28 protein-coding genes and 1 other RNA gene are annotated in these 25,857 nt (G+C 63.6%); 21 read left to right on the top strand and 8 right to left on the bottom strand.

The genetic code is table 11. The features are described 5' to 3' along the window. Window positions 1-119 precede the first annotated feature (119 nt). The 12 genes from LL253_RS08575 to LL253_RS08520 all read left to right on the top strand — a co-directional run bounded on the left by LL253_RS08575 (window position 120) and on the right by LL253_RS08520 (window position 11,469). Window positions 120-2,504, top strand: a complete 2,385-nt coding sequence (locus LL253_RS08575) for a chemotaxis protein CheA (protein ID WP_228226919.1) — start codon at window positions 120-122, stop codon at window positions 2,502-2,504. Between the two features lie 5 nt (window positions 2,505-2,509). Further along, entirely contained in the window at window positions 2,510-2,947 is a 438-nt protein-coding gene (locus LL253_RS08570; RefSeq protein WP_228226918.1) for a chemotaxis protein CheW, read from the top strand. Window positions 2,948-3,046: 99 nt separating this feature from the next. After that, window positions 3,047-3,412 carry a response regulator gene (locus LL253_RS08565; protein WP_009820910.1) on the top strand — a complete coding sequence of 122 codons (366 nt, stop codon included), beginning with the start codon at window positions 3,047-3,049 and terminating at the stop codon, window positions 3,410-3,412. A gap of 69 nt (window positions 3,413-3,481) precedes the next feature. Further along, window positions 3,482-4,567 (top strand): chemotaxis protein CheB, encoded by a 1,086-nt coding sequence (locus LL253_RS08560; protein WP_300111940.1) that lies wholly within the window; start codon window positions 3,482-3,484, stop codon window positions 4,565-4,567. Further along, complete coding sequence (locus tag LL253_RS08555) at window positions 4,567-5,439, top strand: CheR family methyltransferase (protein ID WP_228226916.1); 873 nt, start codon at window positions 4,567-4,569, stop codon at window positions 5,437-5,439. Before LL253_RS08560 ends, LL253_RS08555 begins: the two co-directional genes overlap by 1 nt. Before the next feature lie 130 nt (window positions 5,440-5,569). Beyond that, window positions 5,570-6,268: an N-acetylmuramoyl-L-alanine amidase gene (locus LL253_RS08550; protein WP_228226915.1), complete on the top strand. Its 699-nt coding sequence runs from the start codon at window positions 5,570-5,572 to the stop codon at window positions 6,266-6,268. Between the two features lie 41 nt (window positions 6,269-6,309). After that, window positions 6,310-6,698, top strand: an RNA gene (gene rnpB, locus LL253_RS08545) — RNase P RNA component class A. Window positions 6,699-6,730: 32 nt separating this feature from the next. Beyond that, on the top strand, window positions 6,731-8,671 hold the full coding sequence (locus tag LL253_RS08540) for a hypothetical protein (RefSeq protein ID WP_228226914.1): 1,941 nt from the start codon (window positions 6,731-6,733) through the stop codon (window positions 8,669-8,671). A 48-nt stretch (window positions 8,672-8,719) separates the two neighbouring features. Beyond that, window positions 8,720-9,268: a J domain-containing protein gene (locus LL253_RS08535; RefSeq protein WP_228221692.1), complete on the top strand. Its 549-nt coding sequence runs from the start codon at window positions 8,720-8,722 to the stop codon at window positions 9,266-9,268. Next, window positions 9,241-9,594: a (2Fe-2S) ferredoxin domain-containing protein gene (locus LL253_RS08530; RefSeq protein ID WP_407696087.1), complete on the top strand. Its 354-nt coding sequence runs from the start codon at window positions 9,241-9,243 to the stop codon at window positions 9,592-9,594. The genes LL253_RS08535 and LL253_RS08530 overlap by 28 nt, the downstream gene beginning before the upstream one ends. Window positions 9,595-9,700: 106 nt before the next feature. After that, on the top strand, window positions 9,701-9,937 hold the full coding sequence (locus LL253_RS08525; RefSeq protein WP_009820917.1) for a hypothetical protein: 237 nt from the start codon (window positions 9,701-9,703) through the stop codon (window positions 9,935-9,937). Further along, window positions 9,937-11,469 carry a methyl-accepting chemotaxis protein gene (locus LL253_RS08520; protein WP_228226912.1) on the top strand — a complete coding sequence of 511 codons (1,533 nt, stop codon included), beginning with the start codon at window positions 9,937-9,939 and terminating at the stop codon, window positions 11,467-11,469. The genes LL253_RS08525 and LL253_RS08520 overlap by 1 nt, the downstream gene beginning before the upstream one ends. A 6-nt stretch (window positions 11,470-11,475) precedes the next feature. Here the strand turns inward: LL253_RS08520 and LL253_RS08515 are convergent, their stop codons facing one another. The 8 genes from LL253_RS08515 to LL253_RS08480 all read right to left on the bottom strand — a co-directional run bounded on the left by LL253_RS08515 (window position 11,476) and on the right by LL253_RS08480 (window position 18,700). Next, on the bottom strand, window positions 11,476-11,910 hold the full coding sequence (locus tag LL253_RS08515) for a hemerythrin domain-containing protein (protein ID WP_009820919.1): 435 nt from the start codon (window positions 11,908-11,910) through the stop codon (window positions 11,476-11,478). A gap of 126 nt (window positions 11,911-12,036) precedes the next feature. Next, the gene (locus tag LL253_RS08510) at window positions 12,037-12,651 is read right to left on the bottom strand and encodes a superoxide dismutase (protein WP_009820920.1); all 615 of its coding nucleotides are present in this window, start codon (window positions 12,649-12,651) and stop codon (window positions 12,037-12,039) included. A 161-nt stretch (window positions 12,652-12,812) separates the two neighbouring features. Continuing rightward, a complete protein-coding gene (gene ispZ, locus LL253_RS08505; RefSeq protein ID WP_009820921.1) occupies window positions 12,813-13,460 on the bottom strand; it encodes a septation protein IspZ in 648 nt (215 codons plus the stop codon). A gap of 97 nt (window positions 13,461-13,557) precedes the next feature. Then, window positions 13,558-14,490, bottom strand: a complete 933-nt coding sequence (gene ftsY, locus LL253_RS08500) for a signal recognition particle-docking protein FtsY (RefSeq protein ID WP_228226911.1) — start codon at window positions 14,488-14,490, stop codon at window positions 13,558-13,560. Window positions 14,491-14,502: 12 nt separating this feature from the next. After that, a complete protein-coding gene (mtaB, locus tag LL253_RS08495) occupies window positions 14,503-15,825 on the bottom strand; it encodes a tRNA (N(6)-L-threonylcarbamoyladenosine(37)-C(2))-methylthiotransferase MtaB (RefSeq protein WP_228226910.1) in 1,323 nt (440 codons plus the stop codon). A gap of 1 nt (window position 15,826) precedes the next feature. Next, entirely contained in the window at window positions 15,827-16,627 is an 801-nt protein-coding gene (gene dapF, locus LL253_RS08490) for a diaminopimelate epimerase (protein ID WP_228226909.1), read from the bottom strand. A gap of 44 nt (window positions 16,628-16,671) precedes the next feature. Next, window positions 16,672-17,271: an energy transducer TonB gene (locus tag LL253_RS08485; protein ID WP_228226908.1), complete on the bottom strand. Its 600-nt coding sequence runs from the start codon at window positions 17,269-17,271 to the stop codon at window positions 16,672-16,674. 31 nt (window positions 17,272-17,302) lie between these two features. Next, on the bottom strand, window positions 17,303-18,700 hold the full coding sequence (locus tag LL253_RS08480) for an amino acid permease (protein WP_228226907.1): 1,398 nt from the start codon (window positions 18,698-18,700) through the stop codon (window positions 17,303-17,305). A gap of 226 nt (window positions 18,701-18,926) precedes the next feature. On the opposite strand from LL253_RS08480, the gene LL253_RS08475 reads away from it, so the two are divergent. From LL253_RS08475 to trmD, 9 genes are all read left to right on the top strand, one after another. Further along, a complete protein-coding gene (locus LL253_RS08475; protein ID WP_228226906.1) occupies window positions 18,927-19,832 on the top strand; it encodes a glycosyltransferase 61 family protein in 906 nt (301 codons plus the stop codon). A gap of 319 nt (window positions 19,833-20,151) precedes the next feature. Beyond that, window positions 20,152-21,627 carry a signal recognition particle protein gene (gene ffh / locus LL253_RS08470; protein WP_228227014.1) on the top strand — a complete coding sequence of 492 codons (1,476 nt, stop codon included), beginning with the start codon at window positions 20,152-20,154 and terminating at the stop codon, window positions 21,625-21,627. A gap of 42 nt (window positions 21,628-21,669) precedes the next feature. Further along, window positions 21,670-22,119 (top strand): 30S ribosomal protein S16, encoded by a 450-nt coding sequence (gene rpsP / locus LL253_RS08465; protein WP_009820930.1) that lies wholly within the window; start codon window positions 21,670-21,672, stop codon window positions 22,117-22,119. Between the two features lie 5 nt (window positions 22,120-22,124). Beyond that, window positions 22,125-22,604, top strand: coding sequence for a ribosome maturation factor RimM (gene rimM, locus LL253_RS08460; RefSeq protein WP_009820931.1), 480 nt, complete (start codon window positions 22,125-22,127; stop codon window positions 22,602-22,604). Window positions 22,605-22,635: 31 nt separating this feature from the next. Next, window positions 22,636-22,902: an AbrB/MazE/SpoVT family DNA-binding domain-containing protein gene (locus LL253_RS08455; protein WP_009820932.1), complete on the top strand. Its 267-nt coding sequence runs from the start codon at window positions 22,636-22,638 to the stop codon at window positions 22,900-22,902. Beyond that, window positions 22,899-23,297, top strand: a complete 399-nt coding sequence (locus LL253_RS08450; protein ID WP_228226905.1) for a type II toxin-antitoxin system VapC family toxin — start codon at window positions 22,899-22,901, stop codon at window positions 23,295-23,297. The genes LL253_RS08455 and LL253_RS08450 overlap by 4 nt, the downstream gene beginning before the upstream one ends. Then, a complete protein-coding gene (locus tag LL253_RS08445; RefSeq protein WP_228226904.1) occupies window positions 23,294-24,790 on the top strand; it encodes a serine hydrolase domain-containing protein in 1,497 nt (498 codons plus the stop codon). Before LL253_RS08450 ends, LL253_RS08445 begins: the two co-directional genes overlap by 4 nt. Next, a complete protein-coding gene (locus LL253_RS08440; RefSeq protein ID WP_228226903.1) occupies window positions 24,787-25,119 on the top strand; it encodes a hypothetical protein in 333 nt (110 codons plus the stop codon). Before LL253_RS08445 ends, LL253_RS08440 begins: the two co-directional genes overlap by 4 nt. Continuing rightward, a complete protein-coding gene (gene trmD / locus LL253_RS08435; RefSeq protein WP_228226902.1) occupies window positions 25,116-25,853 on the top strand; it encodes a tRNA (guanosine(37)-N1)-methyltransferase TrmD in 738 nt (245 codons plus the stop codon). Before LL253_RS08440 ends, trmD begins: the two co-directional genes overlap by 4 nt. Window positions 25,854-25,857 lie beyond the last annotated feature (4 nt).

Genomic DNA, 25,857 nt, shown 5'->3' with positions numbered 1-25,857 from the left:
AGTTTCGAAGGGGCGCTGCGGCTTGCCGTGGCGCCCTTTTTCGTGTCGTCGCGGTTTTAACGCAGCCTTAACCACGCCCCGCCATGGTGCCCTGGCGCGCAGCCATCAGGGCCAGGGGCATGGACGAACTACTTCAGGAATTCATTTCAGAAACGCAGGAGACGCTGGAGGCTCTGGCGGGTGAGGTCGTCGCCTGGGAGGCTGATCCATCGGATCGCGACCGGCTGGACGCGATCTTCCGCTTTTTCCATACGGTCAAGGGCAGCTGCGGCTTCCTCAACCTGCCCAGGTTCGAGCGATTGAGCCACGCGGCCGAAGATGTGCTGGCCGACATCCGCGCGGGCGAACGGCAGCCCGATCCGGCGACGGTGAGCGCGGTCCTTGGCCTGATGGACAGGATCGGCGAATTGACAGAGGCGGTCGCCATGGGGGCCGCTTTGCCCAATGAAAATGACGATTATCTGATCGCGGCGCTGCATGCGCGGCCCGATGCCGGCGCTCTCGAAGCCCCGGCCGCCGATGCCGCTCAAGGCGCGGCTGCGCCAGCTTCCGTCGCGCGCGCCCAAGCGTCGCAGGCGGCTCCGCGCACCATTCGCCTGCCCTTGAGCCTGATCGACCAACTGATGAACGGCGTGTCCGACATGGTGCTGGCGCGCAACGAAATGTCGCGCAAATTGCGGGAGCGGAGCAACGACGCCGAGCTGGATACCGTGTTTGAACGCCTGTCGACCTGCGTCGCCGACATGCGCGACGTCATCTCCAAGACGCGAATGCAACGCGTCGATCGTCTGTTCGCCGCGATCCCGCGCATGGTTCGCGACCTGGGACGGGACCTTGGCAAACGCATCGACCTGACGCTCGAAGGCGGCGATGTCGAAATGGATCGCGAGATGGTGGAGATGGTCGTCGACCCGCTCACCCATATCGTGCGCAACAGCATCGACCATGGCATTGAGACGCCCGAACGCCGCCGCGCGGCCGGCAAGCCGGAGGCTGGACGTCTGCGCGTCGAAGCGCGCCAGTCGGGCAACCAGATCGTCATCATGATCAGCGATGATGGCGCGGGGATCGACACGGGCAGGCTGGTGGATAAGGCCATTGCCGCAGGTCGACTGACGGCCGATGCCGCCGCGCGGATGACCGAGCAGGAAAAGCTCGACCTCATCTTCATGGCCGGGCTGTCGACCGCCCAGCAGGTGACGGCGATTTCCGGGCGGGGCGTCGGCATGGACGTTGTCCGCGCCAATGTCGAACGGATCGGCGGTCTCATTTCGCTGGAGAATCATCCGGGTCAGGGGTTGTGCATCACGCTGCGCGTGCCGCTGACGCTCACCATCATTCCAGGTCTGATCGTGCGCGCAGGGGGCCAGCATTTCGCGATCCCCCGCGCGGCCGTGGTCGAAATCCTGCATGACAATAACGACATGCTTCAGATCAGCGAAGTCGGCGGCGCCAAGATCGCGACGATCCGCGCCGTGCGCCATTCGATGGTGGATCTCGAAGCGGTGTTGGGGATGGAAAAGGAGCCGCAGCGCGTGCCGCGGGCGATCATGGTGGTGCGGTCGAGCACTGGCATGCCGTTTGCCCTGGGCGTCGCCGCCGTGGACAATCACGAGGAACTGGTGATTCGCCCCGCGTCTCCCCTGGTGATGGCGAGCGGCGTCTATGCCGGCATGACCCTGCCGGACAATGGCCGGCCGATGCTGCTGCTGGATGCGGCCGGTCTGGCCAGCGTGGCGCGCCTGCCTGACGTCGTCGAGGATGATGCTGCGCGTAGGCAGGAAGAGGAAAGCGAAGCCGCCGGCGTCGAGATGGTGGCCGCGTTGCGCTTCGAGGAATTGTCAGGGGAGCGCCGCCTGCTCAAATTGTCGCTGATCGAGCGAGTCGAGGATATCGACACAAGCCTGTTCGGACGATCCGGCGGCCAGGCTTTCGTCCGGCTCGACGGGCGACTGATCACGGTCGTGAATGGCTATAGCACATTTGCCGGGGACAAGGTCTGCGCGCTGCGGCTGCGCGACGGCGAGCAGGAAACCTGCTATCCGGTGGCTGCGGTGCTGGACATCGTGCAGATGCCACTGGTGCCCGACATGGTTGCCCTGCACGGCTTGCTGAGCGGCGTATCCGTCATCGATGGCGAGCATCTGGAGGTGCTGAGCCCCTTTGCGTTGTTCGCGTCCCTGCCGCAGGAGCGGCCTGATCCGGCGCGTCAGGGACGCTGCATCCTGGTGGAAAGCGAGGACGGGTGGACACGGGAGATATTGGCGCCCCTGCTGCGGCAGGCTGGCCATGACGTGACCCTGGGCCTGCCGGCCGAAGCGCCGGTCGACCCGCGCGACATCATATTGTGCAATGGCCCGGATACGGCGCAGGCCGGTGAGATGCTGGGCTGCCGCGTCGTGCAGCTGCGCGCCTCGCCGCGCGCGGCGGGGCCGCAGGACGGCAGCATCTATCGCTACGACCAGGATGCGCTGATGGCGGCTATCGGCGGAAGGCAGGGGTAAGGGGCATGGACAATCTCTATCTGTTCGCGATCCTGGCCGGCACGCGCGTCGCGGTGGAAGCCAGCGAAGTCGAGGCTGTGGTGAAATTGACCGATATTTCCCCGGTGCCCGGCATGGGCGCGCATGTCGCGGGCTTGTCGGCATTGCGCAGCCGGGTGCTCACCATCGTCGACGTCGCTGCGATCGTGCACGGGCTGCCGACGCCGTCCGACCGGCGCGGGCTGGCGATCATCGCCGATATCAGCGGCCACAGCTATGGGCTGATGCTGGACAGCGTATTGGACATATGCCGCGTGCCCGAAGGGGCGGCGCCGTTGCGGGGGCAGCTTGACCGATCCTGGTCGCCCTATGCCAGCGCGGTCGTGGAGTATGACGGCCACCCGTGGCTGCTGGTATCATTACCCGCATTCATCGATGGGGCATCGGCCGCGCAGGCGGCCTGACGTCGCGCAGGCAACAAGCTTTTTGCGAATATTTACCAAATACTCGCTTTTGCTGACTAAATCCCGGTCAACGGGATGCACGTATCAAAGGGACGCTCCATGAAAAACTGCCTCGTCGTCGACGATTCGAAGGTTATCCGCAAGGTGGCCCGTCATATATTGGAATCGCTCGATCTGTCTGTCAGCGAAGCGGTGGACGGCCAGGATGCGCTGACCCAGTGCGAAGCCGCTGCGCCAGACGTCGTGTTGCTCGACTGGAACATGCCGATCATGAGCGGTATGGAATTCCTCCAGGCCCTGTCCAGCGCCAAGATGACCGCTCGGCCCAAGATCATTTTTTGCACCACGGAAAACGGCATCAGCCACATCAAGGCAGCGGTGGATGCCGGGGCCGACGAATATGTGATGAAGCCGTTCGATCGGGAAACGTTGGAAAGCAAATTGTCGATCGTGGGGATCATCTAGCAACGCGGTCCTGATGCCGTTTCGAAGGAGCCCGGTTTCACTTTCGTCATTCGTTCAGGAAGTTTCGCGATGCCCAGTGCGCCGATCATGACCAGTCCCAGCCATGTGTCGAAGCCGATCCGCACGCTGGTCGTCGATGATTCGGTCGTCGTGCGCACGGTGATAGAGCGCATCCTGAACGGCAATGACCGGTTCGTCGTGGTCAACAAGAGCAGCAGCGCCGAGCAGGCGCTTGCTTTCCTGTCGGAAAATAGCGTCGACCTGATCCTGCTGGACATCGAATTGCCTGGCCAGAGCGGCCTGGCGGCGCTGCCCGCGATTTTGCAGGCAGGCGCTGGCGTCAAGGTCGCAATCCTGTCGGGCAAGTGCGAGGAAGGCAGCGCGGCGGCGGTTGAGGCGCTGGCGCTGGGCGCGAGCGATATTTTGTCGAAGCCCGGAAGCGGGAGCTTTGGCGAGCAATTCCCCCATGCGCTGGTCGAACGGCTGAACCGCCTTTTCGATGATGACGCGCAGGATATGCCGCCGCCTGCATCAAAGCCCCCTGCGTACCCGGCCAGCCAGAATGCGACCCAGCCACTCGCCTGTCTGGGAATCGGGGCGTCGACTGGCGGCATCCATGCACTGAGCCAGTTGCTGGACGGGCTGGACGCACCGCTGGGCGTGCCAATCCTGCTGACGCAGCATTTGCCCTTGAGCTTCACTGTCTATTTCGCGCAGCAACTGGCGCGGATGACCAGCCTGCGCGTCAAGGTTGCCGAAACCGGCGATCTACTCGCGCCGGACACTATTTACGTCGCGCCGGGCGACGCCAATCTGCAATTGCGGAAAGGGTTGCACGGGCGCGTCACCATCCAGTTGAATCCTGAACGCACGCCTGCGGGCAATCTGCCGGGCGTCGATCCGATGTTCGCCAGCATGGCTCAGGCCTTTGGCGCGGGCGCGGCGGGGATAGTGCTTACCGGCATGGGGCGCGACGGAACGGTGGGCGCGCGCGATATCGTTGCCGCCGGCGGATGGGTCGTGGCGCAGGATGAGGCGAGCAGCGTCGTGTGGGGCATGCCGGGATCCGTCGCTGGCGAAGGCCTGACCTGCGCGATGATGGCGCCCGGAGAAATGATGGCGTTCGTAGCACGTCGCGGAAAGGTAGTGGCTTGATGACGATGGGTGGGGCCGATACGCAACAGGGCGCGTCGCGCATCCTGACCGCCTTGCTGGAGTCCCGAACGGGGCAGACGCTGTCGGAAGGGCGCGCCTGGCGGATGGAAACGGCACTGCGTCCGGTGCTCCGCGATCATGGGCTGGCGGATATTGACGCATTGACGGCGCGGCTGTTGCGCAAGGCCGATGTCATGCTGGAAAAGGCCGTGGTGGAGGCGCTGCTCAATAATGAAAGCAGCTTCTTCCGCGACCTTCAACTGTTCGATATGCTGCAAACCCAGATATTGCCGCATCTGCATGAAACGCGCGCCAACCGCGTGCTGCGGATCTGGAGCGCCGGCTGTTCGACGGGTCAGGAAGCCTATTCGCTGGCGATCCAGTTGCGCAATGGCTGGTCGCGCTGGAATGGATGGCAGATCGAGATACTGGCGACCGATATTTCCGGCCGCGCGATCGAGCAGGCCACGTCGGGCATCTATTCGCAGATGGATGTGCAGCGCGGGCTGGCGATCGGCGATCTGGTCAAATGGTTCGAACCGCATGGCGATGACTGGCGGGCCAGCCCGGAATTGCGGCGGATGATCAGTTTCCGTCAGGATAATCTGTTCGACCCGCGCGAACCGACCGGGGAATATGACCTGCTGCTGTGCCGCAATGTCCTCCTCTATTTCACGCCTGAACGGCGCAAGACGGTTCTGACGCTGCTGGGCCGCCACAGCCATTCCGGATCCGTGCTGCTGCTGGGCGCCGGCGAAACGGTCATCGGGCAGGGGGACGATTTCATCGCCCATGGCGATTTTCGCGGCGGCTATGCGCGCCAGACGGCCGTGACCGCGCAGCATGTCGCCAGGATGCGGCGCGCGGGCTGATTCCCCGGGCGCACTGCCGGCCACACTTGATTGCATCGCAGGACTGCGTCATGGTCGGCGCGGGCGAATTTCCGTTCGACCGGCCGGAAGGGCGCGATGAGCAAATTGTGGACGTGACTGGCCTTTCCCGATGACCGATGTGCCGATGATCGAGACGCCGTCGCCCAATTTCGACGAGCGCACGTCGCCGGTGTCGATGCTGGTGCTGCATTATACCGGTATGCGGGACGCGCAGAGCGCGGTCGCCTGGCTCGCCAGCCCTGAATCGAAAGTATCGGCGCATTATGTCGTGTGCGAAGACGGGCAGATCATCCGCATGGTCGATGAGGCAAAGCGCGCCTGGCATGCTGGCCGGTCGCATTGGCGCGGCATCAACGACGTCAATTCCGCCAGCATCGGCATAGAGATCGTCAATCCGGGCCATGAATGGGGCTATCGGCCCTTTCCGCAGGCGCAGATCGGCGCGCTTATTCCGTTGATCCACGACATCGTTCAGCGCCATGGCATCACCCGCGGCAACATTGTCGGGCATAGCGATGTCGCCCCGGCGCGCAAGCAGGACCCCGGCGAACTCTTCCCCTGGGGGCAGTTGGCGCGGCTGCGCCTGGCCCTGCCGCGTCCGACCCGCAATTTGATGGACCCACTCTGGACCGACAGCGCCTTTCTGCTGGCGCTGGAGCGGTTCGGCTATGACATCGCCGAGCCGCAAGCCGCGGTCATCGCCTTTCAACGCCGGTTCCGCCCCGAGCTGATCGACGGGGTGATCGATGGCGAATGCCGGGCGATTTTGCTGGCGCTGTTGCTGCCAAAGCCGCGCGGTGACGAATAGCCAGGTGACGGAGCAGGAAAAGCGCGCTAGGGCGCTGGACGCCAGAGGGCCGGGCGGCCGCGGCGTGGCGGGTAACTTCCACGGCGAGGAAAGTCCGGGCTTCACGAAATGACGGTGCCGGCTAACGGCCGGCTGGAGCGATCCAAGGGACAGTGCAACAGAAAGCAGGTCGCTAAGGCCTAGGCCCAGCGAAATTGAAAGGGTGCGGTAAGAGCGCACCGCGTCTGCGGCAACGCAAGACGGCACGGTAAACCCCACCGGAAGCAAGACCGAATAGGGGCGGCGCGCAGCGTCATGCTGCTAGGCAGATTTCGGCCGAGACCGCCCGGGTTGGTTGCTGGAGGAACGGAGCAATCCGTTCCCTAGAGGAATGGTCGCCCATCCTTCGCAAGAAGGTGGACAGAACCCGGCTTACAGGCCCTCTGGCATTTGATTTTCCTGTCTTTTCATGCTGCATGGGCCATGGACCAAACGGGGGTGGCGATGAAGCTATGGGGTTGGGCGCTGGCGTGCGTGCTGGCGGCCGGGACGGCGCAGGCGCAGGAGCAGCCGACGCAAAGCGTGCAGCAAATTTTCGATGCCGCCGCCGCTGCCACGGGCAAGGGCGATCATGCCGCCGCCGCCGCGATGCTGGCGACCCTGGAGCAGCGGGTCAAGAATCCGCGCAGCCTGGCCATCGTGCGACTGCGCCGGGGCATGGCGCTGAGCGAGCTGCGCCGCTGGAAGGAGGCACGGCCGCTGCTGGAACAGGCGCTGGCGGCTCTGCCGATGGATGACCGCAGCCTGGATATCGATCGTGGACAAGCCCTTCGTACGTTGGGGCGGCTGGAATTGCACGACCTCGACTACGAAGCGGCATTCGATTATTATGATCGCTCGCTGGCGGTCGCGATCGACCCGTCCGAACGCATCGCCAGCCTGCTGGGCAAGGCCCAGGCCGGAACGTTCATCGATGCGAACCGCGCGCTGGCCGATGCCGATGCCGCAGCGGCGCTGATCGAGCAAAGCGCCAAGGGCGACAAATCGGTCGCCGGCTATGCCGCGTCCATGCGCGGGCAGCCGCTCCTTAATCTGGGGCGTTTTGCCGAGGCGGAGCAGGCGTTCGCCAGGACGGTCGCGGCCGAAGGCGGCTTGTCGCGCAAGGTCAATTATGACGATCTGGTCGCGCGATCCAACGCCTCGATCGCCGCGCTGCTGGCCGGGCACCGGGACAAGGCGCAGCAATATCTGCTCTACACCGGCGCGGGTCGAATGGAGAAACAGGACTTCGGTCTTGGCGCGGACATGGCTTTGCCCATCTGCGGCGAGGACGGCATCAAGCCCGACGATATGGCGGTGGTCGAGTTCGGCATCGCCGATGACGGGACCGTCAGCTACGCCCGGCCGATATATGGCTCGCGTCCTGGCGCCATGCCGCTGACGTTTGCGCGCGCGGTGCAGAACTGGACCTGGCGTCCAGAAGAGGTCGCGCAAATTCCGTGGCTGTTCCGATTGGTGACGCGCCTGGAACTGCGTTGTTCGACCAGCGAAGGCGGACCGTCGCTGGCCGACGGCGCGCGCGCGGCGTTTCGCGACTGGGTCGAGAGCCGGGGTGTCCAGCCCTATCTGGCCGACGCCGGATCGGAAGCGCAGCGGCGCGCGATGCTGGTGGCCGAACTTGAACGGCGACGCGCAGGCGCGACCAATCCGTTGGCGCAGGCCATGCTGCTGTCGGACCTGCTGGAAAATCCGCTGGTCACCGGCGCCACGGCGGAGGCGTACAAGGCGCAACTGCGATCCTTGCTGGACGCGGCGGGCGCACCGGCACCGGTCCGGTTGTGGGCGGATTGGCTGTCGCGCAGGACCGGCTCTGATGAACTGGACGCCAGTGCCTATGCCGCTGATCCGGCCGCTTATGCGCGTGCCCAATTGCTGAACTACGACCGGCCGCAATCGCGGCGCCGGCGACGGGACCCGGCGATACTGGATGGCATCATCGCCGATTCACGGTTGGCGCAGGATGATCCCCTGCGGGTTGCGGCGTTGATGCGGCGGGCTTCGGTACGGGCAGCGGCAAAAGATTTTGCCGGGGCGCGGGCGGATTACCAGGCGACCGGGCTGACCGAACAGCAATGTTCTATCGTCGATGCGCAGCCCATGCTTCGTGGGGTCAATGTATCCAGCAACGACTATCCCACCGACATGGTGCGTCTGGGCATCGAGGGCTGGACGCGGGTTCAGCATGATGTGTCGGCCGACGGCAAAGTGCTGAATGCGCGGGTGATTGCCGCTTATCCGCCGATCGTGTTCAGCCCCAATGGCGTGGCGCTGATGTCGCGAGCGAAGTATGAACAGACCTATCGCCCCGATGGCGCCATGGGCTGTGGCGGCAGCGTGGGCACTATTCACTTCGTTAACCCGTGATGACGGCCCGCACTGGTATTCAGTGCGCATATTCCCTAGTTTGCAGTGATGGCGAAACAAGGTCGATCCAATGACTGGGGATTTCCCCGGTGGCGCAGCTATGGCGCGGCGCGCGAGGCGCAGCAGGTGCGGTTATGCGATCGCCATGGATGCGAAAAGCCGGGGGAGTGTCCGGCACCCAAATCCCCCAACAGCCCGGAACGCTGGTATTTCTGCTTCGATCACGCCGCGGAATATAACCGGAACTGGGATTATTTTCAGGGGCTGGACCAGGAAGAGCGCGAACAGCGGGAGCGGGCGGAGCGCCGCGACGCCAGCGGTTTTCAGTCCAGCGCCTATCATGGCTGGGGCGGGCCGGGCGATGGCAGCCGGTCGCGCGACGAACTCCATGCCCTCAAGGCACTGGAGCTTGAGGACGATGCGAGCTTCGAGACGGTAAAGAAAAGCTGGCGACGGCTGGCAAAGGAAAATCACCCGGATGTGAAGCCGGGCGATGCCGAGGCTGCGGTGCGGTTTCAGGCCATACAGGCCGCCTATGAGGTACTGCGCGCCGCCGAGGAGCGCCGGACCTGGAAACCGCGCGCGGCGGCGGACTGAAAGGCAGCGGATTGAAGGATCATGTCCGATCAAACTGGCAGCAGGCGGTGCTGATCTGCCGCAAATGCTCCAAGAAGGTTGACGGCGGATTTGGCCCGGATGGCGACGAGCATTTGGCCAAGGCATTGCGCCGGCATTTATCGTTGAAAAAAGGGCGCAAGGCCGCAGCGGGAATCGTCGAGGTGAATTGCCTCGGCATATGCCCGAAAAATGCTGTTACCGTCGTAAATGGCGCCGACAGTCGTGACTGGTTGCTGGTGCGCCCAAAGGCTGATTTGGACATGCTGGCGCGGGAATTGGGGCTGTCTGCCGCAGCGGATCGTTAATCACATCCTTACCATCCGCCCTTATCGCGACGGTATGACGATTCCTGCTCGATTAGGGCGTAGCGCGCCTGTTTTCCTGCAATGCGGCCTTGGCCTTCTTGGGCTGATGTTTCTGTATGTCATGCCGCCCCCATCGGGCCGGATGGCGCTGGTCCCTGTAACCACCGCTGGTCGCGCCGCGCTCGCTTCGGTTGCGATTGCCCATGGGGCAAGGCTGGTGGGCGCGGGGCCGGGGCATAGTCTTCTTATCGAAGGTGAACGCGCTCGCCTGATACAGCCCTTGCTGCACAGCGGCGTGCTGGTGCTCTCGGCGCGCGCAGGCGGTTGCGGAGAGATCGGCTGATGCGGGCGATCGATAGTCTGAGCCGCCTGCGGCTTCAGGGATTGCAGATTCTGTTGCTGGGCAGCTGGATCTGGAGCGGCGCCTTGGGATTGCTGTCGCTGGGGCTGGGGCTTGGCGATGGGGCTCAGGTGCTGCTGGTGTCGGCGCTGGTCAACATCATGCCCACCATCATGGTCCTGCGCCATCGACAGGATGGCGTCGTTCGCCTGATGATGAGCACGCTCGCGACGGTGCAGCCGGCGCTTGGCGTCTTCCTGCTGTCCGGCCACCGGTGGCAGATGGACGCGCATATGTTCTTCTTCGTGGCGCTGGCGGGACTGGCGCTGCTCTATGACTGGCGGCCGATCATATTGTCGGCGGGCCTGACGGCGCTGCACCATCTGGCGCTTAATTTCATCGCGCCCGACTGGGTGTTTTTGGGCAGCGGTGATGTGCAGCGGGTCGCCGTTCATGGCGTGGCAGTCAGCTTGCAGGCGGCAGTGCTATGCTATCTGGCGGTGCGTTTGCGGTCGCAATTGCTTGCGCTCGATAGTCATGCGAACGCGGCGGCGCAGCTGGCCGAGGCGGCGGAGGCGGGGCGAAGCGCCGCCGAACGCGCCATGGCGGCAAATCGCGAGGCGGCTCTGCTCGAAGATGCGATGCGCGCCGAACGCGAGCAGGAGCGCGCGCGGCTCACCACGGAAAGGCGCGCGGAAACGCTGGCGCTGGTTAAGGCCTTTCGCCAGTCGATTGCGGATGTCGTGGGCGCGGTCAGCGGTGCGACCCGCGAACTGGACGAGTCGGCGCGAGCGCTCAACGAACTGGCGCGGCGCGCCAGCGCGGGGACGGACGAAACCGTGGCGGCGGCCGAGCGGTCGTCGGATCGCGCGGCGGAACTGGCCGGCCGTATCGAGCAATTGTCCCAGTCCATCACCGCCATCGCCACGGCAGCGGCACAGCAGGCCACCCTCGGCAGCGACGCAAAACGCGTGTCAGGCGCCGGGCACGATGCTGTCCGGGACATGGAAAGCCGCACCGCGTCCATCACCAGCTTTGCCGATTCGATCACGCAAATCGCGGCACGAACCAACTTGCTGGCGCTCAACGCGACGATCGAGGCCGCCCGCGCAGGAGAGGTCGGGCGCGGGTTCGCGGTCGTGGCGCAGGAAGTGAAGCAACTGGCCGGGCAGGCGGCAAGCGCGACCGGCGAGATTCAATCGCTAGCGACATCTGCGCATCAGGGTGCGGGCGTGGCCCAAGGCGCCTTGTCCGACGTTGCGCGCGTGGTCGAGCAGCTGGCGGCGGCAGCCGGGGAGATCCAGCAGGCCGTCGATAGCCAGCGTAATGCGACCAGCGCCATCGGCGAGTCGGCCCGCGATACGGCCGAAGGCGTAACGCGCATGGCGCAGCAGGTGGAGCAAGCGGCCGATATGGCGCGCAGCACCGAAAGCCTTTCCGATCGCGTGTCGAGCGCCGCTTCGGGATTGTCCCGCACAGCACAAGCCTTGCAGCGCGCGGCCGACCAATTCGTGGCGCAGCTGGAAGCGGCCTGATCCCGGTCAGGCGGACCGGGCGGTGGTACCGTGACGAATCGTGCGATCGTGCGCCAATGTGTCAAACAGGCGGTCTTCCTGACCGATACGGTCCATGAGCATGTTGAGGATCGGCCGCGTCTCCGCGCAAAACGCCGGCCATTCGCGGCGGATGCGCGCATCGCTCCAGTCGGTCATGTAGGCTTTGAAGCGGTCGCCCAGTGCGCCAAGTTCCCTTTCAAGCATGGTGGCCCGGTCCCGCGTTCGCGCTTCGGCTGATCTTTTAAGCGTGGGATAAAAGATGCGGTCTTCGAACGCGACATGCGTCATAAGCTGCCGCGCCAGTTGCCAGCGCAGTCTCGCCACGCCGTCGGGTTGATATGTTTCTGAAACCGCCTGTTCGAGCGCGCGCGCCGTGAGGCCGATCGCTGCATGCTGGCGGCGTAACTCGTCCAGGTCCATCCGTCCCTCCTAGCGTCGCGCTGGAGGGTAGATCATCGCCGCAGATATTTAAGAATATCTTGTCATCCTGCGCATTATGGCAGGGAAAGCACCGCCCTGCCGTAGCGGCAGGGCGGCGTTTGAACATCAGGCCGGCTGGTCAGCGCGGCTGACGCCCTGGCCATCCAGATTCTGGGCTGCGAAATCCCAGTTGATCGCTTCCTTGAGCACGCGCTCGGCATAGTTGGGGCGCGCGTTGCGATAGTCGATATAATAGGCATGTTCCCATACATCGAGGATCAGCAACGGCGTGTGGCCTTCATGCGCGACCGGCGTGTCGGCGTCGTGATAGCTGGTCACCTCCAGCTTGCCGTCCTTCAGGATCAGCGCGGCCCAGCCGCTGGCGAAATGGCCCACGGCCTCCGCCTTCATCTTGTCGATCAGCGCATCGACCGAACCAAAGGCATCGTTGATCTTTTCCAGCAGCTCGCCCGACGGCTGTTTCTTTTCGGGGCTGAGCGAATGCCAGTAGAAAGTGTGGTTCCAGATCTGGCCCACCTGGTTGAACAGGCCGCCCTTGGACGACTTGATCAGCTCGACCAGCGACTTGCCCTGGAGCGACGCATCCGCGGCGACCAGTTCATTGGCCTTGGTCACATAGGCATTATGGTGCTTGCCATGGTGATAGTCGAAGGTTTCGGCCGACAGGATGTCGCCGAAGGCGTCCTTGGCATAGGGAAGGTCGGGCAGAACAAAGGCCATGGCGGAACTCCTCGGGTTCGTTATGGGGACGGCCGCTCAACGGACGGAGCGGCCGAAAGGTTCATCGGTGCAGCAAGGCTGCAAGCCCGCCGCGCTTCCCATATGCGTTCGCCGGCGCGGATTAAAAGAGGCTTGTGCCTATTGCGAAACGATCGCAGAAATCAGCCCTGCGGCGGGGTGGTTTCGCCGATTTCGTCGCTCGGCTTTTCCTCGCCCAGCGTCAGGCCATGGCGCATGAGCATCGGGATGTTGGCGCCGGCGAAAACCACCGAGACGATCGTCACGCCCCAGACCTTGACCGCGAGCCAGGTGTCGAAGCTCATCGACCGGCGCATGGCTTCATTGGCGATCGCCATGGCGACGAAGAACAGCGCCCAGTTGCGCGACAGCTTCATCCAGCCTTCATGCGTCAGTCCGTCATAGGCCGCCTGAAGCAGATATTTGAGCAAAGGCTGGCCACGCAACAGTCCTGCAATCAGCATCAGCGCAAAAAAGGCATAGATGATGGTGGGCTTGACCTGGATGAAGCTCTGGTCGCGGAAATAGATGGTGAGGCCGCCGAAAAAGAGGATCAGCAGCGCCGAGAGCCAGAGCATCGGCGATACGCGGCCCAGCTTCACCTTCGAGATGATGACGGCAATGACGATCGCGGCCATGAAGGCGCCGGTGCCAAAAATCATCGCCGTGATCGGATTGCCCGCACCCCAGATCCAGCCTGCGCCTTTGTAAGTCAGGAAGAACACAAGGAGCGGCCCGAAGTCGAGCGCAAGGGACAGGGTGCCGTTATGGGGAGATTTTGTCGCGGTCATTGCATCATCCGTTCGCCCTGAGCCTGTCGAAGGGCCTCGCTTTTCTCAAGAGGAGGGCTGGGCTTCGACAGGCTCAACCCGAACGGCTTCTTATCGCTTACCGCGCATAAGCGGTGCCCGCGATCGCCTTTGCCATGTCGCCGGGATCGAAGGGGCGTAGATCTTCGATCTTTTCGCCCACGCCAATGGCGTGGATGGGCAGGCGGAACTTCTCCGCCGCCGCGACCAATACGCCGCCGCGCGCCGTACCATCCAGCTTGGTCATGACCAGCCCCGTCACCTGCGCGGTTTCCTTGAAGACCTCAATCTGGTTCAACGCATTCTGTCCCGTCGTGGCGTCCAGCACCAGCACAACGTCGTGTGGGGCCGCCGGGTTCAAACGGCCCAGCACCCGGCGTACCTTGGCCAGTTCGTCCATCAGTTCGGTCTTGTTCTGAAGCCGCCCGGCGGTATCGACGATGAGCACGTCGATGCCCGTGGCTGTCGCCTGCTTGACGGCGTCGAACACGATGCCGGCGGCATCGCCCCCTTCCTTGCCCGCGACGATGGGGATGCCCAGCCGTTCGGCCCAGACCTTGAGCTGGCCGATGGCGGCGGCGCGGAATGTGTCGCCGGCGGCCAGCATCACGCCATAATCCTGTTCCAGGAAATTATGCGCCAGTTTGGCGATGGTGGTGGTCTTGCCCGATCCATTGACGCCGATGACCAGGATGACCTGGGGTCGGGGAAACGCCTCAATCTCCAGCGGGCGCGCGACGGGGGCGAGCGTCTTTTCAATCTCTTCGGCGATGATCTCGCGCAGATATTCCTCGGTCAGTTCCCGATTGAAGCGCCCTTCGGCCAGCCTGTCGCGCACGCGCGCGGCCATGGCCGGGCCAAGGTCGGAGACGATCAGCGCCTCCTCGATTTCGTCGAGCGTCTGGTCGTCGAGCGCGGCCTTGGTGAAAAGGCCGGTCAGATTGTCGCCGAGCCTGTTGGACGTGCGCTTGAGCCCGCCAAACAGTCGATCGCGCCAGTTAGTGTCAGCCATGATGATAATCCGTCATGCCGCCTCTTGCGCGATCAGGACGCCCTTCTCAAGTCCCGTGATGGTCGCGCGCACGATGGCGGAGGGTGTCTGCGTCGCCGTAAAACGCACCGGCGCGAAATTTTCCGCATGGCCACTCAGGCCGCTGCGTTCGACCAGTACGGACTGTTGCGTGCCGATCAGGCTGCGCAGCCAAGCGTCGCGGCGGTTCGCGCAGGCGGCGCGCAGGCGGGCGGCGCGGGCCTTGATCGTCGGCCGATCGACCTGCGGCATCCGCGCGGCGGGCGTGCCTTCACGCGGGGAATAGGGAAAGATATGACCGTGGACGATGGCGCAATCGTCGATGAGGGCCAGGCTGCGCGCGAACATCGCGTCGTCTTCGGTCGGGAAGCCGGCGATGATGTCCGCGCCGATGCTGATGTCCGGCCGTGCGGCCTTGAGCCGCTCGACGATCCGCACCGCATCGGCGCGGCTGTGGCGGCGCTTCATGCGCTTGAGGATCATGTCGTCGCCCGCCTGGAGCGAGAGATGGACATGCGGCATCATGCGCGGTTCGTGCGCGATCAGATCGAACAGGCGATCGTCCATCTCCACGCTGTCGATCGAGGAGAGGCGCAGGCGCGGCAGGTCGGGCACGCCTTTCAGTATGCGCTCGACCAGCAGGCCGAGCGTCGGCGCGCCGGGCAGGTCGGGGCCATAGCTGGTGACATCGACGCCCGTCAGGACGATTTCGCGATAGCCCGCGTCCACCAACTCGCGCGCCTTGTCCACGACCGCGCCCGCCGGGACGGAGCGGCTGTTTCCCCGGCCATAGGGGATGATGCAGAAGGTGCAGCGATGGTCGCACCCATTTTGCACCTCCAGAAAGGCGCGGGCATGGTCGGCAAAGGCGCTCGCCATATGCGGCGCGGTGTCGCGCACGGCCATGATGTCGGCGACGCGGACTTTGGGCAGGTCCAACCCACCGTTCGCTTCGAACACAGTCGAGAAACGATCAGGATGCGCCAGCCGCTTCTCGACTTCGCTCGAACCGAACGGACGGTGGTAGGTCGCCGCCTCCATCTTCTCCCGATTGCCGATGACAGCGTCCACCTCCGCCATGGCGGCAAAGGTCTGCGGCTCCGTTTGCGCGGCGCAGCCGGTGACGAGGATGCGTGCGTCGGGTCGTTCTCGTCGCGCCCGACGAATCGCCTGGCGGGTCTGGCGCACCGCTTCGGCGGTGACGGCGCAGCTGTTGACGACGATCAGATCGTCCTGATCCGCCGCCATCTGCCGGATCGCCTCGCTCTCCGCGATGTTGAGGCGGCAACCCATGGTGATGATGTCGGGGCCGCTCATATCAGAAGCGCGCCCAGTCGGCCTCGCCATCGAAGACATGGGTGGCGGGGCCGGTCATCTGGATGGTGCCGCCCGGCCGCCAGTCGATCACGAGATCGCCGCCCGGCAGCGTCACGGGGACAGGGCCGTGCGCCAGCTTGCGCCGGATCGCGGCGACGGCGGTGGCGCAGGCGCCGGTGCCGCAGGCGCGGGTGAGGCCCGCGCCCCTTTCCCAGACGATCAGGCGGATGTGGTTTTCGCCCACGACCTGCGCGAAATTGACGTTCACCCGCTGCGGGAAGAGCGGGTCCTGCTCGATCATGGGGCCAAGCCGCGCCGTGTCCACCGCATCCAGATCATCAACGAAGAAGATGACATGCGGATTGCCGACATTGGCCGCGGCTGGAGCGGGCAGCTCTTCCCAGCTTGCCGGCATCGTCAGCGTGTCCATCGCATAGGCGAGCGGGATCGCGTTCCAGTCGAAACGCGGCGCGCCCATGTCGACGCTCGCCCCGCCGTCGATCAGCCGGGCGTCGAGCAGGCCGGCCCTGGTGCGGATGGTGACGTCATGGCCGATAAACAGCGGCACGCAGCGGGTCGCGTTGCCGCACGCCTCCACCTCGCTGCCGTCGGCGTTGAAGATTTGCATGGACACGTCGGCGTCGGGCGCATCGCCAATCACGATCAACTGGTCGCAGCCGATGCCGGCATGACGGTCGGCAATGGCGCGGGCGCGCGCCTCGGTCATGGCCACCGGCGCGGCGCGCGCGTCGATGACCACGAAGTCATTGCCCAGGCCATGCATTTTCGAGAAGCGCCCCATGCGCGGGCATGTAGTGCGAGTGAGGGGAAAAGGCGAGTCCGGGCTTAAGGTGCCGCGACCTGGAATTTGACAGTGAGCTGCTGCACGATAGGCACTGGACGCCCGTCGGCGTCGGCGGTGACTGAGCTAAAGAATTGCTGTGTCTGCTGGCATGCGACCTCAACCAGTTTTGCGGACGATTGGTCGGGGTTGAACGCTTGGCAAGCAGTGACATGTCCGGTTTGATCAAACTTTGCGGTCAGCGTTACGCGCTCCTCCTGCGCTCCGCCGGGCAAGCGCTTGACCTGTAATGTCATATCAACAGGAGGCACATAGCGATAGGATGGGCCACCTAGCTTGCCGGGAAGGCGCCAGTACAGCATTCCTCTATACGAGCCGTATGTCGCAGCGGCATTTTCGTCCCTCGCCGCTTTGAAGCGACCGCGTGACGCGATCATGGCACAGGTTCGTTCGTCCAAATCCGCCGAGCCGCTGGTCTGCGTGATCATGCAGTTGGCAATGCGCCCGGTCGGCGAGATGAGAAGGGAAAATGCTACCGGCCCTTCCTCTTTCCGCTTCAGCGCACCCGAAGGGTAGTCGTCGTCGCTCAGCCAATATCCGGGCGACTTTGCCGGCATTGCTGGAACAAGTGTCGCGGCCAGCATGATGCTTAGTAAGGCAGTCAATTCCAGCTCCTTATTTTGCGGCGCTCGCCCGTCGCTGCCCATACAGAAAATACACCGCCAGGCCGATCGCATTCCAGGCGGCGCAGGCCATGATCGTCATCATCGGCAGGCTGAGGAACAGATAGGCGCAGCCCGCGACCGCGCCGATGCCCACGATCCAGGCCGCCGGGGTGCGGAACGGGCGGCGCAGGTCGGGCGCGCGCTTGCGCAGGACGAGAAGGCAGAGGCCAACGGCGGTGAAGGCGATCAGCGTGCCGGCATTGGCCAGCGCCGCGATCTCGTCGATCGGCAGCAGCCCCGCGATGATCGCGACCAGCACCGCCGTCACCAGCGTGATCCGCGCCGGGGTGCCGCGCTTCGATATGCGAGCCAGACCCTGCGGCAGAAAGCCGTCGCGCGCCATCACCAGAAAGATGCGGCTCTGGCCATAGAGGAAGCCCAGCAGCACCGTTGGCAGCGCGATGACCGCCGCGATGGCGACAATGCGGGCGATGCCGCCCTGTCCCATTTCGCGCAGGATCAGCGCCAGCGGTTCGGGGCTGTCGGCAAAGCGGGTGAAGGGCAGCGCGCCGATCGCGGCGGCGGCGACGAGGACATAGATAAGCGTGCAGACGATCAGCGACCCGACGATGCCGATGGCGAGGTCACGGTCGGGGTTTTTCGCTTCCTCGGCCGCAGTCGAAATCGCGTCGAAGCCGTAAAAGGCGAAGAAGATGATCGCGGCCGCGGCCATGACACCGCGCTCGACGCCATCGGGGCTCATCGACTTGGCAAAGCCGAAGGGCATGAACGGCTCCAGGTTCGCGGCGTCGAAAGCAGGCAGGGCATAAGCAACGAACAGGCTCAACGTCACGATCTTGATGAGGACGAGGATGGTGTTGAGGCGCGCGCTTTCGCGCGTGCCGAACATTAGCAATCCTGCGACCACGGCGATGATGAAGATGGCGGGCAGGTTGATGATGCCGCCCAGTTCCGGTCCCTTGGTCAGCGCCTGCGGGAAACCCAGCGGGGTCAGCAGCGGGCCGGCATAGCCTGACCAGCCGACCGCCACGGTCGACACGACAAGGCTATATTCCAGGATCAGCGACCAGCCCACGATCCAGGCGATGCCTTCGCCCAGCACGACATAGGAGTAGCTATAGGCGCTGCCCGCCGCCGGCATCATGGTAGACAGTTCGGCATAGGCGAGCGCCGCGCAGGCGCAGATCGCGCCGGCAATGGCGAAGGAAAGAAGGACGGCCGGCCCCGCCCGGTCCGCGCCGACGCCGATCAGCGTCAGGATGCCCGTCCCCACGATCGCGCCGACGCCCAACGCCAGCAGGTGCGGCCAGGAGAGGGTGCGGGCGAGTTGATGCCCGCTATCCTGCGGCACCATGGCCTCCATCGGCTTGCGGCGTGTCCAACTCATGCGTGTAGGCTCCCCTGACGTTTCTTGCGCTCCTGCTGGCTTAAAAGAGAAGCTTCTGCAAGGCGGATGGATCATTCAGCTGTCGTTTCGATCCACGCGAGGCATAGAAGGAAACGCTGGTATCTGCAGGATCTTAGGCGGTTTGTGAGGAATGTGCGTCCCTCGGCTTGAACCGCGATGGGGACCAGTTATAGATAATTCGATTGCGTGATTTATTGAGTTTTCAATGTCAAATTTTACTAGTGTAAGCGAAGCATTCTTGGTCCCCGTAACTAAAAGGGAGGATGGCCCGCCGGGCGCACTCGTTGGCGGAGTATATGACCAGCAGGGCCAGTTTGTCGAAGAGTCGGCATTCTATCGGACCGGCGTCAAAATGGTTTATTCCCAGCCGCTCGACACGAACGACGTAACGGACAAAATTGATTTTCCGGTCATGTTTGGTGGCTATATTTACAGTCATTTTGGTCATTTTCTTCTTGAGTCTATCTCGCGATTACATGTCGCGAGAGAATTTCCTGATCTGCCAATTGTTTGGTTGAAGGACCCCCATCTCAAAGGATGGCAGAAGTTGATTTGCCAAACTCTTAAATTGCGTAACGAACATATATTCTTGTCGAATCCGCTTCGTGTCCCCAATTTAATATTGGGAGAGTGCGGATTTTCCATCCGATCATTTTTCAAATCTTATCATGCCGAATTTTTGGGGCAGTATTCCGCCAAGACTGTTCCTGGCCGTAAAATCTGGCTATCTCGCTCAAAACTCGCGGAAAAGCATGGCGGTATCGAAAACGACCTTGAGATCGAATCTCTGTTAATAGAACAGGGTTGGGATATATTTCATTCTCAGGAGCACAGCGTAGATCGCCAGTTGGAAGTTTTAGCTACCGCTGAGCGTATAGCCGGATTTGAAGGGTCAGCATTCCATTTATTGATATTGCTTAAAGATGTTTCGGCAAAAGTAGATATATTCCCGAGGGGGCCGTCTATAAATCCGAATTACGAAATTATTTCAGAAACAAAAGGATTTGATCAAGAAATTCATTTTGTAGAAATGAAAAAAATTAGCGGATCTGGATCATATTCTAGATATATAGTTAATGATCCAGCAGAATTATATTCTCGTCTTTTTTAGGTTTAGTCAGAAATATTTCATTTATAAGATTTTGGTAATCATTTGTGCCGCATAATAATGTTTGACTTGGTGATCGGTTTTCTGACTACATGAAGAGGAGGCCGTTGTCTCGCTGCAAGGCGATCGCTTGCGCTCCTCTTCGCTTTCCCCTAAGGGCACGCCCAGCATCGGGCGGCGTGCCGTTCGACTCTGACGACTCCAGGGCGCCCAATCGGGGCATCGGATGGACGCTGGCCGGCGAGGTTTCGCCCGCCGGCGATTTTGTCGTTTGATGGGTCTGCTACGAATTTTCAAGGGCTTCGGCCCGGATGAGGTGTTGATGTTCGATTCGCTCAGCGATCGCCTAGGTGGGGTCTTCGATAAGCTGCGTGGGCGCGGTGCGCTTACGGAGGACGATGTCCGCGCCGCGATGCGCGAGGTGCGAATCGCGCTGCTGGAAGCCGACGTGGCGCTGCCCGTGGTGCGCCAGTTCGTTGATCAGGCGACCGAGCGGGCGGTGGGCAGCGATGTGCTGCGTTCGGTCACGCCCGGGCAGATGGTCGTCAAGATCGTGTCCGACACGCTCACGGAAACGCTGGGTTCGGACACGTCCGACCTGATGATCGACGTGACGCCGCCCGCCGTCATCATGATGGTCGGCCTGCAGGGTTCGGGCAAGACGACTTCCACCGCGAAGATCGCCAAGCGCCTGAAGGAAAAAGAGCGCAAGAAGGTGCTGATGGCGTCGCTGGACGTCCAGCGCCCGGCCGCGCAGGAACAGCTGGCGGTGCTGGGCACGCAAACGGACGTCGCGACCCTGCCGATCATTGCCGGTCAGCAGCCGGTCGACATCGCCCGCCGCGCGTTGCAGGCGGCGAAGCTCCAGGGCTTCGATGTGGTGATGCTCGACACCGCCGGTCGCCTGCATGTCGACCAGGCGCTGATGGACGAGATGAAGGCGGTGGCCGATGTCGCCACGCCCGCCGAAATCCTGCTCGTCGTCGATTCGCTCACCGGCCAGGACGCGGTCAATGTCGCGACCAGCTTTACCGCCCAGGTGCCGCTGACTGGCGTGGTGCTGACCCGCATGGACGGCGATGCGCGCGGCGGCGCGGCGCTCTCGATGCGTGCGGTGACGGGCCGTCCGATCAAATTCGCGGGCACGGGCGAAAAGCTCGACGCGATCGAGCCCTTCCACCCGCAGCGCGTCGCGCAACGCATTCTGGGCATGGGCGATGTCGTGTCGCTGGTGGAAAAGGCGGCCGAGACGATCGACGCCGAGGAAGCCGACAAGCTCGCCAAGAAAATGGCCAAGGGTCAGTTCGACATGAACGACCTGCGCGCGCAGCTCAATCAGATGCGCCGCATGGGCGGGCTGGGCGCGCTGGCGGGCATGCTGCCGGGCCTCAAAAAAGCGCAGGCGGCGATGGCCAACAGTGGCGCCAATGACAAGACGCTGATCCATCTCGACGCGATGATCGGCTCCATGACGCCCAAGGAGCGCGAGAAGCCCGCGCTCATCAACGCCAAGCGCAAGATCCGCATCGCCAAAGGCTCCGGCACCACGGTGCAGGAGGTCAACCGGCTCCTGAAAATGCATCAGGAAATGGAAAGCGCGATGAAGAAGATCCGCAAGATGGGCGGCCTCAAAGGGCTGGCCAAGATGTTCGGCGGCGGCGGAATGGGCGGCCTGGGCGGCGCGGGCGGTCCTGAAGGCGGCACGCCGCCCGACCTGTCGGGGCTGGGCGGACTGGGCGGTCTTGGCGGCACCATGCCAAAGCTTCCCCCAGGCTTTCAGAATTTCATGAAGAAATAAGCAGTTACAACGTATTTGGTTTGAACAGAAAGGCAAATATCCATGGCAACCTCCATCCGTCTGTCGCGCGGCGGCTCCAAGAAGCGCCCTTATTATCGCATCGTCGTCGCTGACAGCCGCGCGCCGCGTGACGGCAAGTTCATCGAGCGTATCGGCAGCTACAACCCCGTCCTGCCCAAGGGCGATGAAAAGCGCGTCGTTCTGGACATCGAGCGCGCGAAGCACTGGGTCGCCGCCGGTGCGCAGCCGACCGACCGCGTAGCCCGCTTCCTGGACGCCGCCGGCGTGAAGGAACGCGCTGCCCGCAACAACCCCAAGAAGGCGGAGCCGGGCCAGAAGGCCAAGGACCGCGCGGAAGATCGCGCTACCAAGGCTGCCGAGGCCGAAGAAGCCCGCAAGGCTGCGGAAGAAGCCGCCAACGCGCCGGCTGAGACTCCTGCTGAGGAAGCCGCGCCCGCCGAAGAAGCCACTGCCGAGCAGGCCGAAGGTTGATCGACTTGACCGACAAGCCCGTCACTCTGGCCGTCGTCACTGGGGCGCATGGGGTGACGGGCGAGGTTCGTCTCAAGCTGTTCGGCGACGGGCCGGACAGCTTGAAGGGCTATGGCGCCTTCATGGCCGCAGGGCGCACGCTGACACTGAAGTCGGTGCGCGCCGGCCCCAATGGCGCGGTCGCTCGCTTTGCTGAAATCGGCGATCGCGGCGCGGCCGAGGCGCTGCGCGGCACGGAATTGACAGTGCCGCGATCCGCCCTGCCGCCGCTGGGCGAGGGCGAATATTATCATGTCGACCTTATCGACCTGCCCTGCGCATCCAGCACGGGCGAGGCGCTGGGCACCGTCGTCGCGGTTGAGAATTTCGGCGCGGGCGACATTGTCGAAGTGCAACGCGCCAGTGGCAAGCGCTTCATGGTGCCGATGCATGCGGTGACGCTGGGCGACGGCGGAGCTGTGATTGACGCTGCGTTCGTGGAATAGTATATACGGCTCGTATATACGGAGGCGTCCCATGGGCGAAGAGTATAAGTCCAAGGTGTTCAAGTCGGGCAACAGCCTGGCCTTGCGCCTGCCCAAGGCGCTGGGGCTGCAGGAAGGCGAAGAAGTGACGCTCGTCTCGCATGACGATGGCAGCTTTTTCTTCTGGCGACAGGATCGGGCGCGGGAGGTCCTGATGGGACTTTACGGCAGCATGTCTGCCGGCTTCATGGCGGATGGCCGGGACGATACGGCTCAAGATGACCGTGACTGGAGCCATGCCGCGACCCAGGCCGCATGACGACGTCGCTCTATCTGCTTGACACGAATGTTTGCATTGATTTCCTGCTGGGGCGAAGCGGGCCGCTGGCGCGGCGCATGGGCGATTGCCTGGACGCGTTGAGCGTGTCGGCGATAACCGCTGCCGAATTGCGGGTGGGTAATCGCACGTCCAGCGATCCGGTAGGGGACGGGCGGCGGGTGGATTCCTTCCTCTTTCTGCTGAATATTGCGCCCTTTGATGACGCGACATCGCGGACCTATGCGCAGGTGGCGGCCCAGGTCGGCATTCCTCGCAACAGCTTCGATCGCTTGATCGGAACACAGGCGTTGGCGCTCGGAATGATTCTGGTGACGCGTAATCGGAAGGACTTCGCGGATATCGAGGGCTTGAAAATGGAGGACTGGACCCTGTGAAGTTCTGGTTGGTGCTCCTGCTGCTTTGCTTTCCCGCCCTTGCCCATGCGCAGGCAGACGAAAAGAAGATCGCTGCTGTCGTCCCTGACATCGACCGCCTGTTCCATGATTTTGGGCAAGACAGCCATTCCCCCGGCCTTATCTATGGCATCGTCGCCAATGGGCGTCTGGTCCATGTAAAGGCTTTTGGCGTGCAGGATCTGGACCAGAAACGCCCGGTCACGCCCGACAGCCTGTTCCGCATCGCATCGATGACCAAGGCGTTCACCGCGCTCTCCATCCTCAAGCTGCGCGAAGACGGCAAGCTGACGCTGGATGACCTGGCGGAACAGCATGTGTCCGAACTGCGCCAGTGGACCTATCCCACGAAGGACAGTCCGCGCATCCGCATCCGCGACCTTTTGACCCACAGCGCCGGGTTCGTCGACGACAATCCATGGGGCGACCGCCAGACGCCGATGCCGCAGGAGGCATTCACGCGGTTGCTGGCACAGGGCGTGCCGTTCAACACCGCGCCGGGTACGCGCTATGAATATAGCAATCTTGGCTATGCTCTGCTCGGCCGGGTGATCGCCAATGTGAGCGGCATGCCCTATCGCCGCTATGTCGAACGCATCCTGCTTGGTCCGATCGGCATGACGTCGAGCGGCTATGCCGTGCGTGAATGGCCACAGGATCGGCGCGCGCTTGGTTATCGCTGGGAGGAAGGGCGGTGGCTGCGCGAGCCGGACATGGACGATGGCGCGTTCGGTGCGATGGGGGGCTTGCAGACCAGCGCGACCGACTATGCGCGCTGGGTCGCCTTCTTGCTGTCGGCCTGGCCGGCACGGGATGATCCGGATCAAGCGCCGGTCTCGCGCGCGTCGGTGCGGATGCTGGCGCAGGGCAGCAATTTCGCGAAGCTGGCGCAGCGCAATGGCAAGAGCGGGCCGAGCGCTTGCAAGCAGGCGGCGGCCTATGGTTTTGGCATGCGCGTCGCGCAGGATTGCGACTTGGGGCTGACCCTGTCCCATGGCGGCGGCTATCCCGGCTATGGCAGCCATGTGATGCTGATGCCGGACTATGGCGTGGGCATTTTCGTTTTCACTAACCGCACCTATAATGGCGGGGCGGGTCCGGCCTGGGATGCGGCGGTCGCTTTGAAGCAGGCAGGTGCGCTGGTTGCGCGGGAGCCGCCGGTAACGCCGCATCTGGCTGACGGCTATGCCGCTGCGGGTCAAATCTATGCGGCTGGAAATATATTGGCGGCGCGCGAGCGGTTGGCGATGAACATGCTGATGGACAGCGATGCAGACAGCTGGACGCGTCGGCTCGCTGCATTGCGCCGTGAAGTGGGGGACTGCCGCACGGACGCGCCGATCTCGGCCAGCGGCAATCTGTCCGGCAGCTTTACCTGGTCGTGCGAGCGCGGGCGTGTGGACGGGACGTTGCTGCTTGCGCCAACGCCGACAGCAGGGATTCAGGAATTGAAGCTGGTCGCCCGCCAGCCATGAGGCGCGCCTGCTGGACGCTGCCCGCCCCATCGCCTAAGCGCGGCGATATGGCTGTCGTCCCGCAAATCGTCCTGATGCTGTATCTGCTATTCCTGCTCGCGGCGGGGTGGCGACTGTGGGGGATAAGCTGGCGCACGGGCGTCAAGATCGCGGTGGCGTTCGCGCTCGTCCTGCCGATGCCCTTGCTCTTCATTTTGCCAGGCATGACGCGGCAGGATGGCTGGTCGGACCTGCTGATCCGCTTCGGCCTGACGCTGCTTGTCTGCGGCATGCTGTGCCTTGCCGGCGGCTTTTCCGCCGCGCGGCTGCGGGCGAGGCGGCGCGGATGACCTTCACCGCGCAGATCCTCACGCTCTATCCGGAAATGTTTCCCGGACCGCTGGGCGTGTCGCTTGCAGGGCGGGCTTTGGCCGAGGGGAAATGGGCGTGTGACCCAATCCAGATCCGCGCCTTCGCGGCGGACAAGCACCGCACCGTGGACGATACGCCGGCGGGCGGGGGCGCGGGGATGGTGTTGCGCGCCGACGTGCTGGGCAAGGCGGTGGATCATGCGCTGGACAAGCGGCCCGACCTGCCGGTGCTGGCGATGACGCCGCGCGGACGCCCGATCACGCAGGCGCGTGTGCGCGACCTGGCCGCCGGGCCGGGCGCGACCATATTGTGCGGCCGGTTCGAGGGGTTTGACGAGCGGATTTTCGAAGCGCGCGCCATCGAACAGGTCAGCATGGGCGACATCATCCTGTCGGGCGGGGAAATGGCTGCGCTGCTGCTGCTCGACGCTTGCGTGCGGCTGCTTCCCGGTGTAATGGGCGCGGCTTCCAGCGGAGTCGAGGAATCCTTCGAAACGGGCTTGCTCGAATATCCGCATTATACCCGCCCGGTGGAATGGGAGGGGCGCACGATCCCGCAACTGTTGCGATCGGGGGATCATGCGAAAATCGCCGCCTGGCGGAAACAAAGGGCGGAGGAGGATACACGGCTAAGGCGGCCGGACCTTTGGGAACGTCATATCGGCGTTCGGGACCAGCCGCCCTCTGGTGCGCAACGAACGACCAAGGACTGAGTGT

Source organism: Sphingobium soli (assembly GCF_020782245.1).
Taxonomy (GTDB): domain Bacteria; phylum Pseudomonadota; class Alphaproteobacteria; order Sphingomonadales; family Sphingomonadaceae; genus Sphingobium; species Sphingobium soli.
Note: the sequence above shows the minus strand (reverse complement) of the source record. Positions and strands in the feature narration are given on the sequence as shown.

Excerpts from the sequence above, each read along its gene's own strand:
- LL253_RS08575 (WP_228226919.1), top strand. The coding sequence starts at position 120 with ATGGACGAACTACTTCAGGAATTCATTTCAGAAACGCAGGAGACGCTG.
- LL253_RS08570 (WP_228226918.1), top strand. The coding sequence starts at position 2,510 with ATGGACAATCTCTATCTGTTCGCGATCCTGGCCGGCACGCGCGTCGCG.
- LL253_RS08565 (WP_009820910.1), top strand. The coding sequence starts at position 3,047 with ATGAAAAACTGCCTCGTCGTCGACGATTCGAAGGTTATCCGCAAGGTG.
- LL253_RS08560 (WP_300111940.1), top strand. The coding sequence starts at position 3,482 with ATGCCCAGTGCGCCGATCATGACCAGTCCCAGCCATGTGTCGAAGCCG.
- LL253_RS08555 (WP_228226916.1), top strand. The coding sequence starts at position 4,567 with ATGACGATGGGTGGGGCCGATACGCAACAGGGCGCGTCGCGCATCCTG.
- LL253_RS08550 (WP_228226915.1), top strand. The coding sequence starts at position 5,570 with ATGACCGATGTGCCGATGATCGAGACGCCGTCGCCCAATTTCGACGAG.
- LL253_RS08540 (WP_228226914.1), top strand. The coding sequence starts at position 6,731 with ATGGACCAAACGGGGGTGGCGATGAAGCTATGGGGTTGGGCGCTGGCG.
- LL253_RS08535 (WP_228221692.1), top strand. The coding sequence starts at position 8,720 with ATGGCGAAACAAGGTCGATCCAATGACTGGGGATTTCCCCGGTGGCGC.
- LL253_RS08525 (WP_009820917.1), top strand. The coding sequence starts at position 9,701 with ATGTTTCTGTATGTCATGCCGCCCCCATCGGGCCGGATGGCGCTGGTC.
- LL253_RS08520 (WP_228226912.1), top strand. The coding sequence starts at position 9,937 with ATGCGGGCGATCGATAGTCTGAGCCGCCTGCGGCTTCAGGGATTGCAG.
- LL253_RS08515 (WP_009820919.1), bottom strand. The coding sequence starts at position 11,910 with ATGGACCTGGACGAGTTACGCCGCCAGCATGCAGCGATCGGCCTCACG.
- LL253_RS08510 (WP_009820920.1), bottom strand. The coding sequence starts at position 12,651 with ATGGCCTTTGTTCTGCCCGACCTTCCCTATGCCAAGGACGCCTTCGGC.
- ispZ (WP_009820921.1), bottom strand. The coding sequence starts at position 13,460 with ATGACCGCGACAAAATCTCCCCATAACGGCACCCTGTCCCTTGCGCTC.
- ftsY (WP_228226911.1), bottom strand. The coding sequence starts at position 14,490 with ATGGCTGACACTAACTGGCGCGATCGACTGTTTGGCGGGCTCAAGCGC.
- mtaB (WP_228226910.1), bottom strand. The coding sequence starts at position 15,825 with ATGAGCGGCCCCGACATCATCACCATGGGTTGCCGCCTCAACATCGCG.
- dapF (WP_228226909.1), bottom strand. The coding sequence starts at position 16,627 with ATGGGGCGCTTCTCGAAAATGCATGGCCTGGGCAATGACTTCGTGGTC.
- LL253_RS08485 (WP_228226908.1), bottom strand. The coding sequence starts at position 17,271 with ATGCTGGCCGCGACACTTGTTCCAGCAATGCCGGCAAAGTCGCCCGGA.
- LL253_RS08480 (WP_228226907.1), bottom strand. The coding sequence starts at position 18,700 with ATGAGTTGGACACGCCGCAAGCCGATGGAGGCCATGGTGCCGCAGGAT.
- LL253_RS08475 (WP_228226906.1), top strand. The coding sequence starts at position 18,927 with ATGTCAAATTTTACTAGTGTAAGCGAAGCATTCTTGGTCCCCGTAACT.
- ffh (WP_228227014.1), top strand. The coding sequence starts at position 20,152 with ATGTTCGATTCGCTCAGCGATCGCCTAGGTGGGGTCTTCGATAAGCTG.
- rpsP (WP_009820930.1), top strand. The coding sequence starts at position 21,670 with ATGGCAACCTCCATCCGTCTGTCGCGCGGCGGCTCCAAGAAGCGCCCT.
- LL253_RS08455 (WP_009820932.1), top strand. The coding sequence starts at position 22,636 with ATGGGCGAAGAGTATAAGTCCAAGGTGTTCAAGTCGGGCAACAGCCTG.
- LL253_RS08450 (WP_228226905.1), top strand. The coding sequence starts at position 22,899 with ATGACGACGTCGCTCTATCTGCTTGACACGAATGTTTGCATTGATTTC.
- LL253_RS08440 (WP_228226903.1), top strand. The coding sequence starts at position 24,787 with ATGAGGCGCGCCTGCTGGACGCTGCCCGCCCCATCGCCTAAGCGCGGC.
- trmD (WP_228226902.1), top strand. The coding sequence starts at position 25,116 with ATGACCTTCACCGCGCAGATCCTCACGCTCTATCCGGAAATGTTTCCC.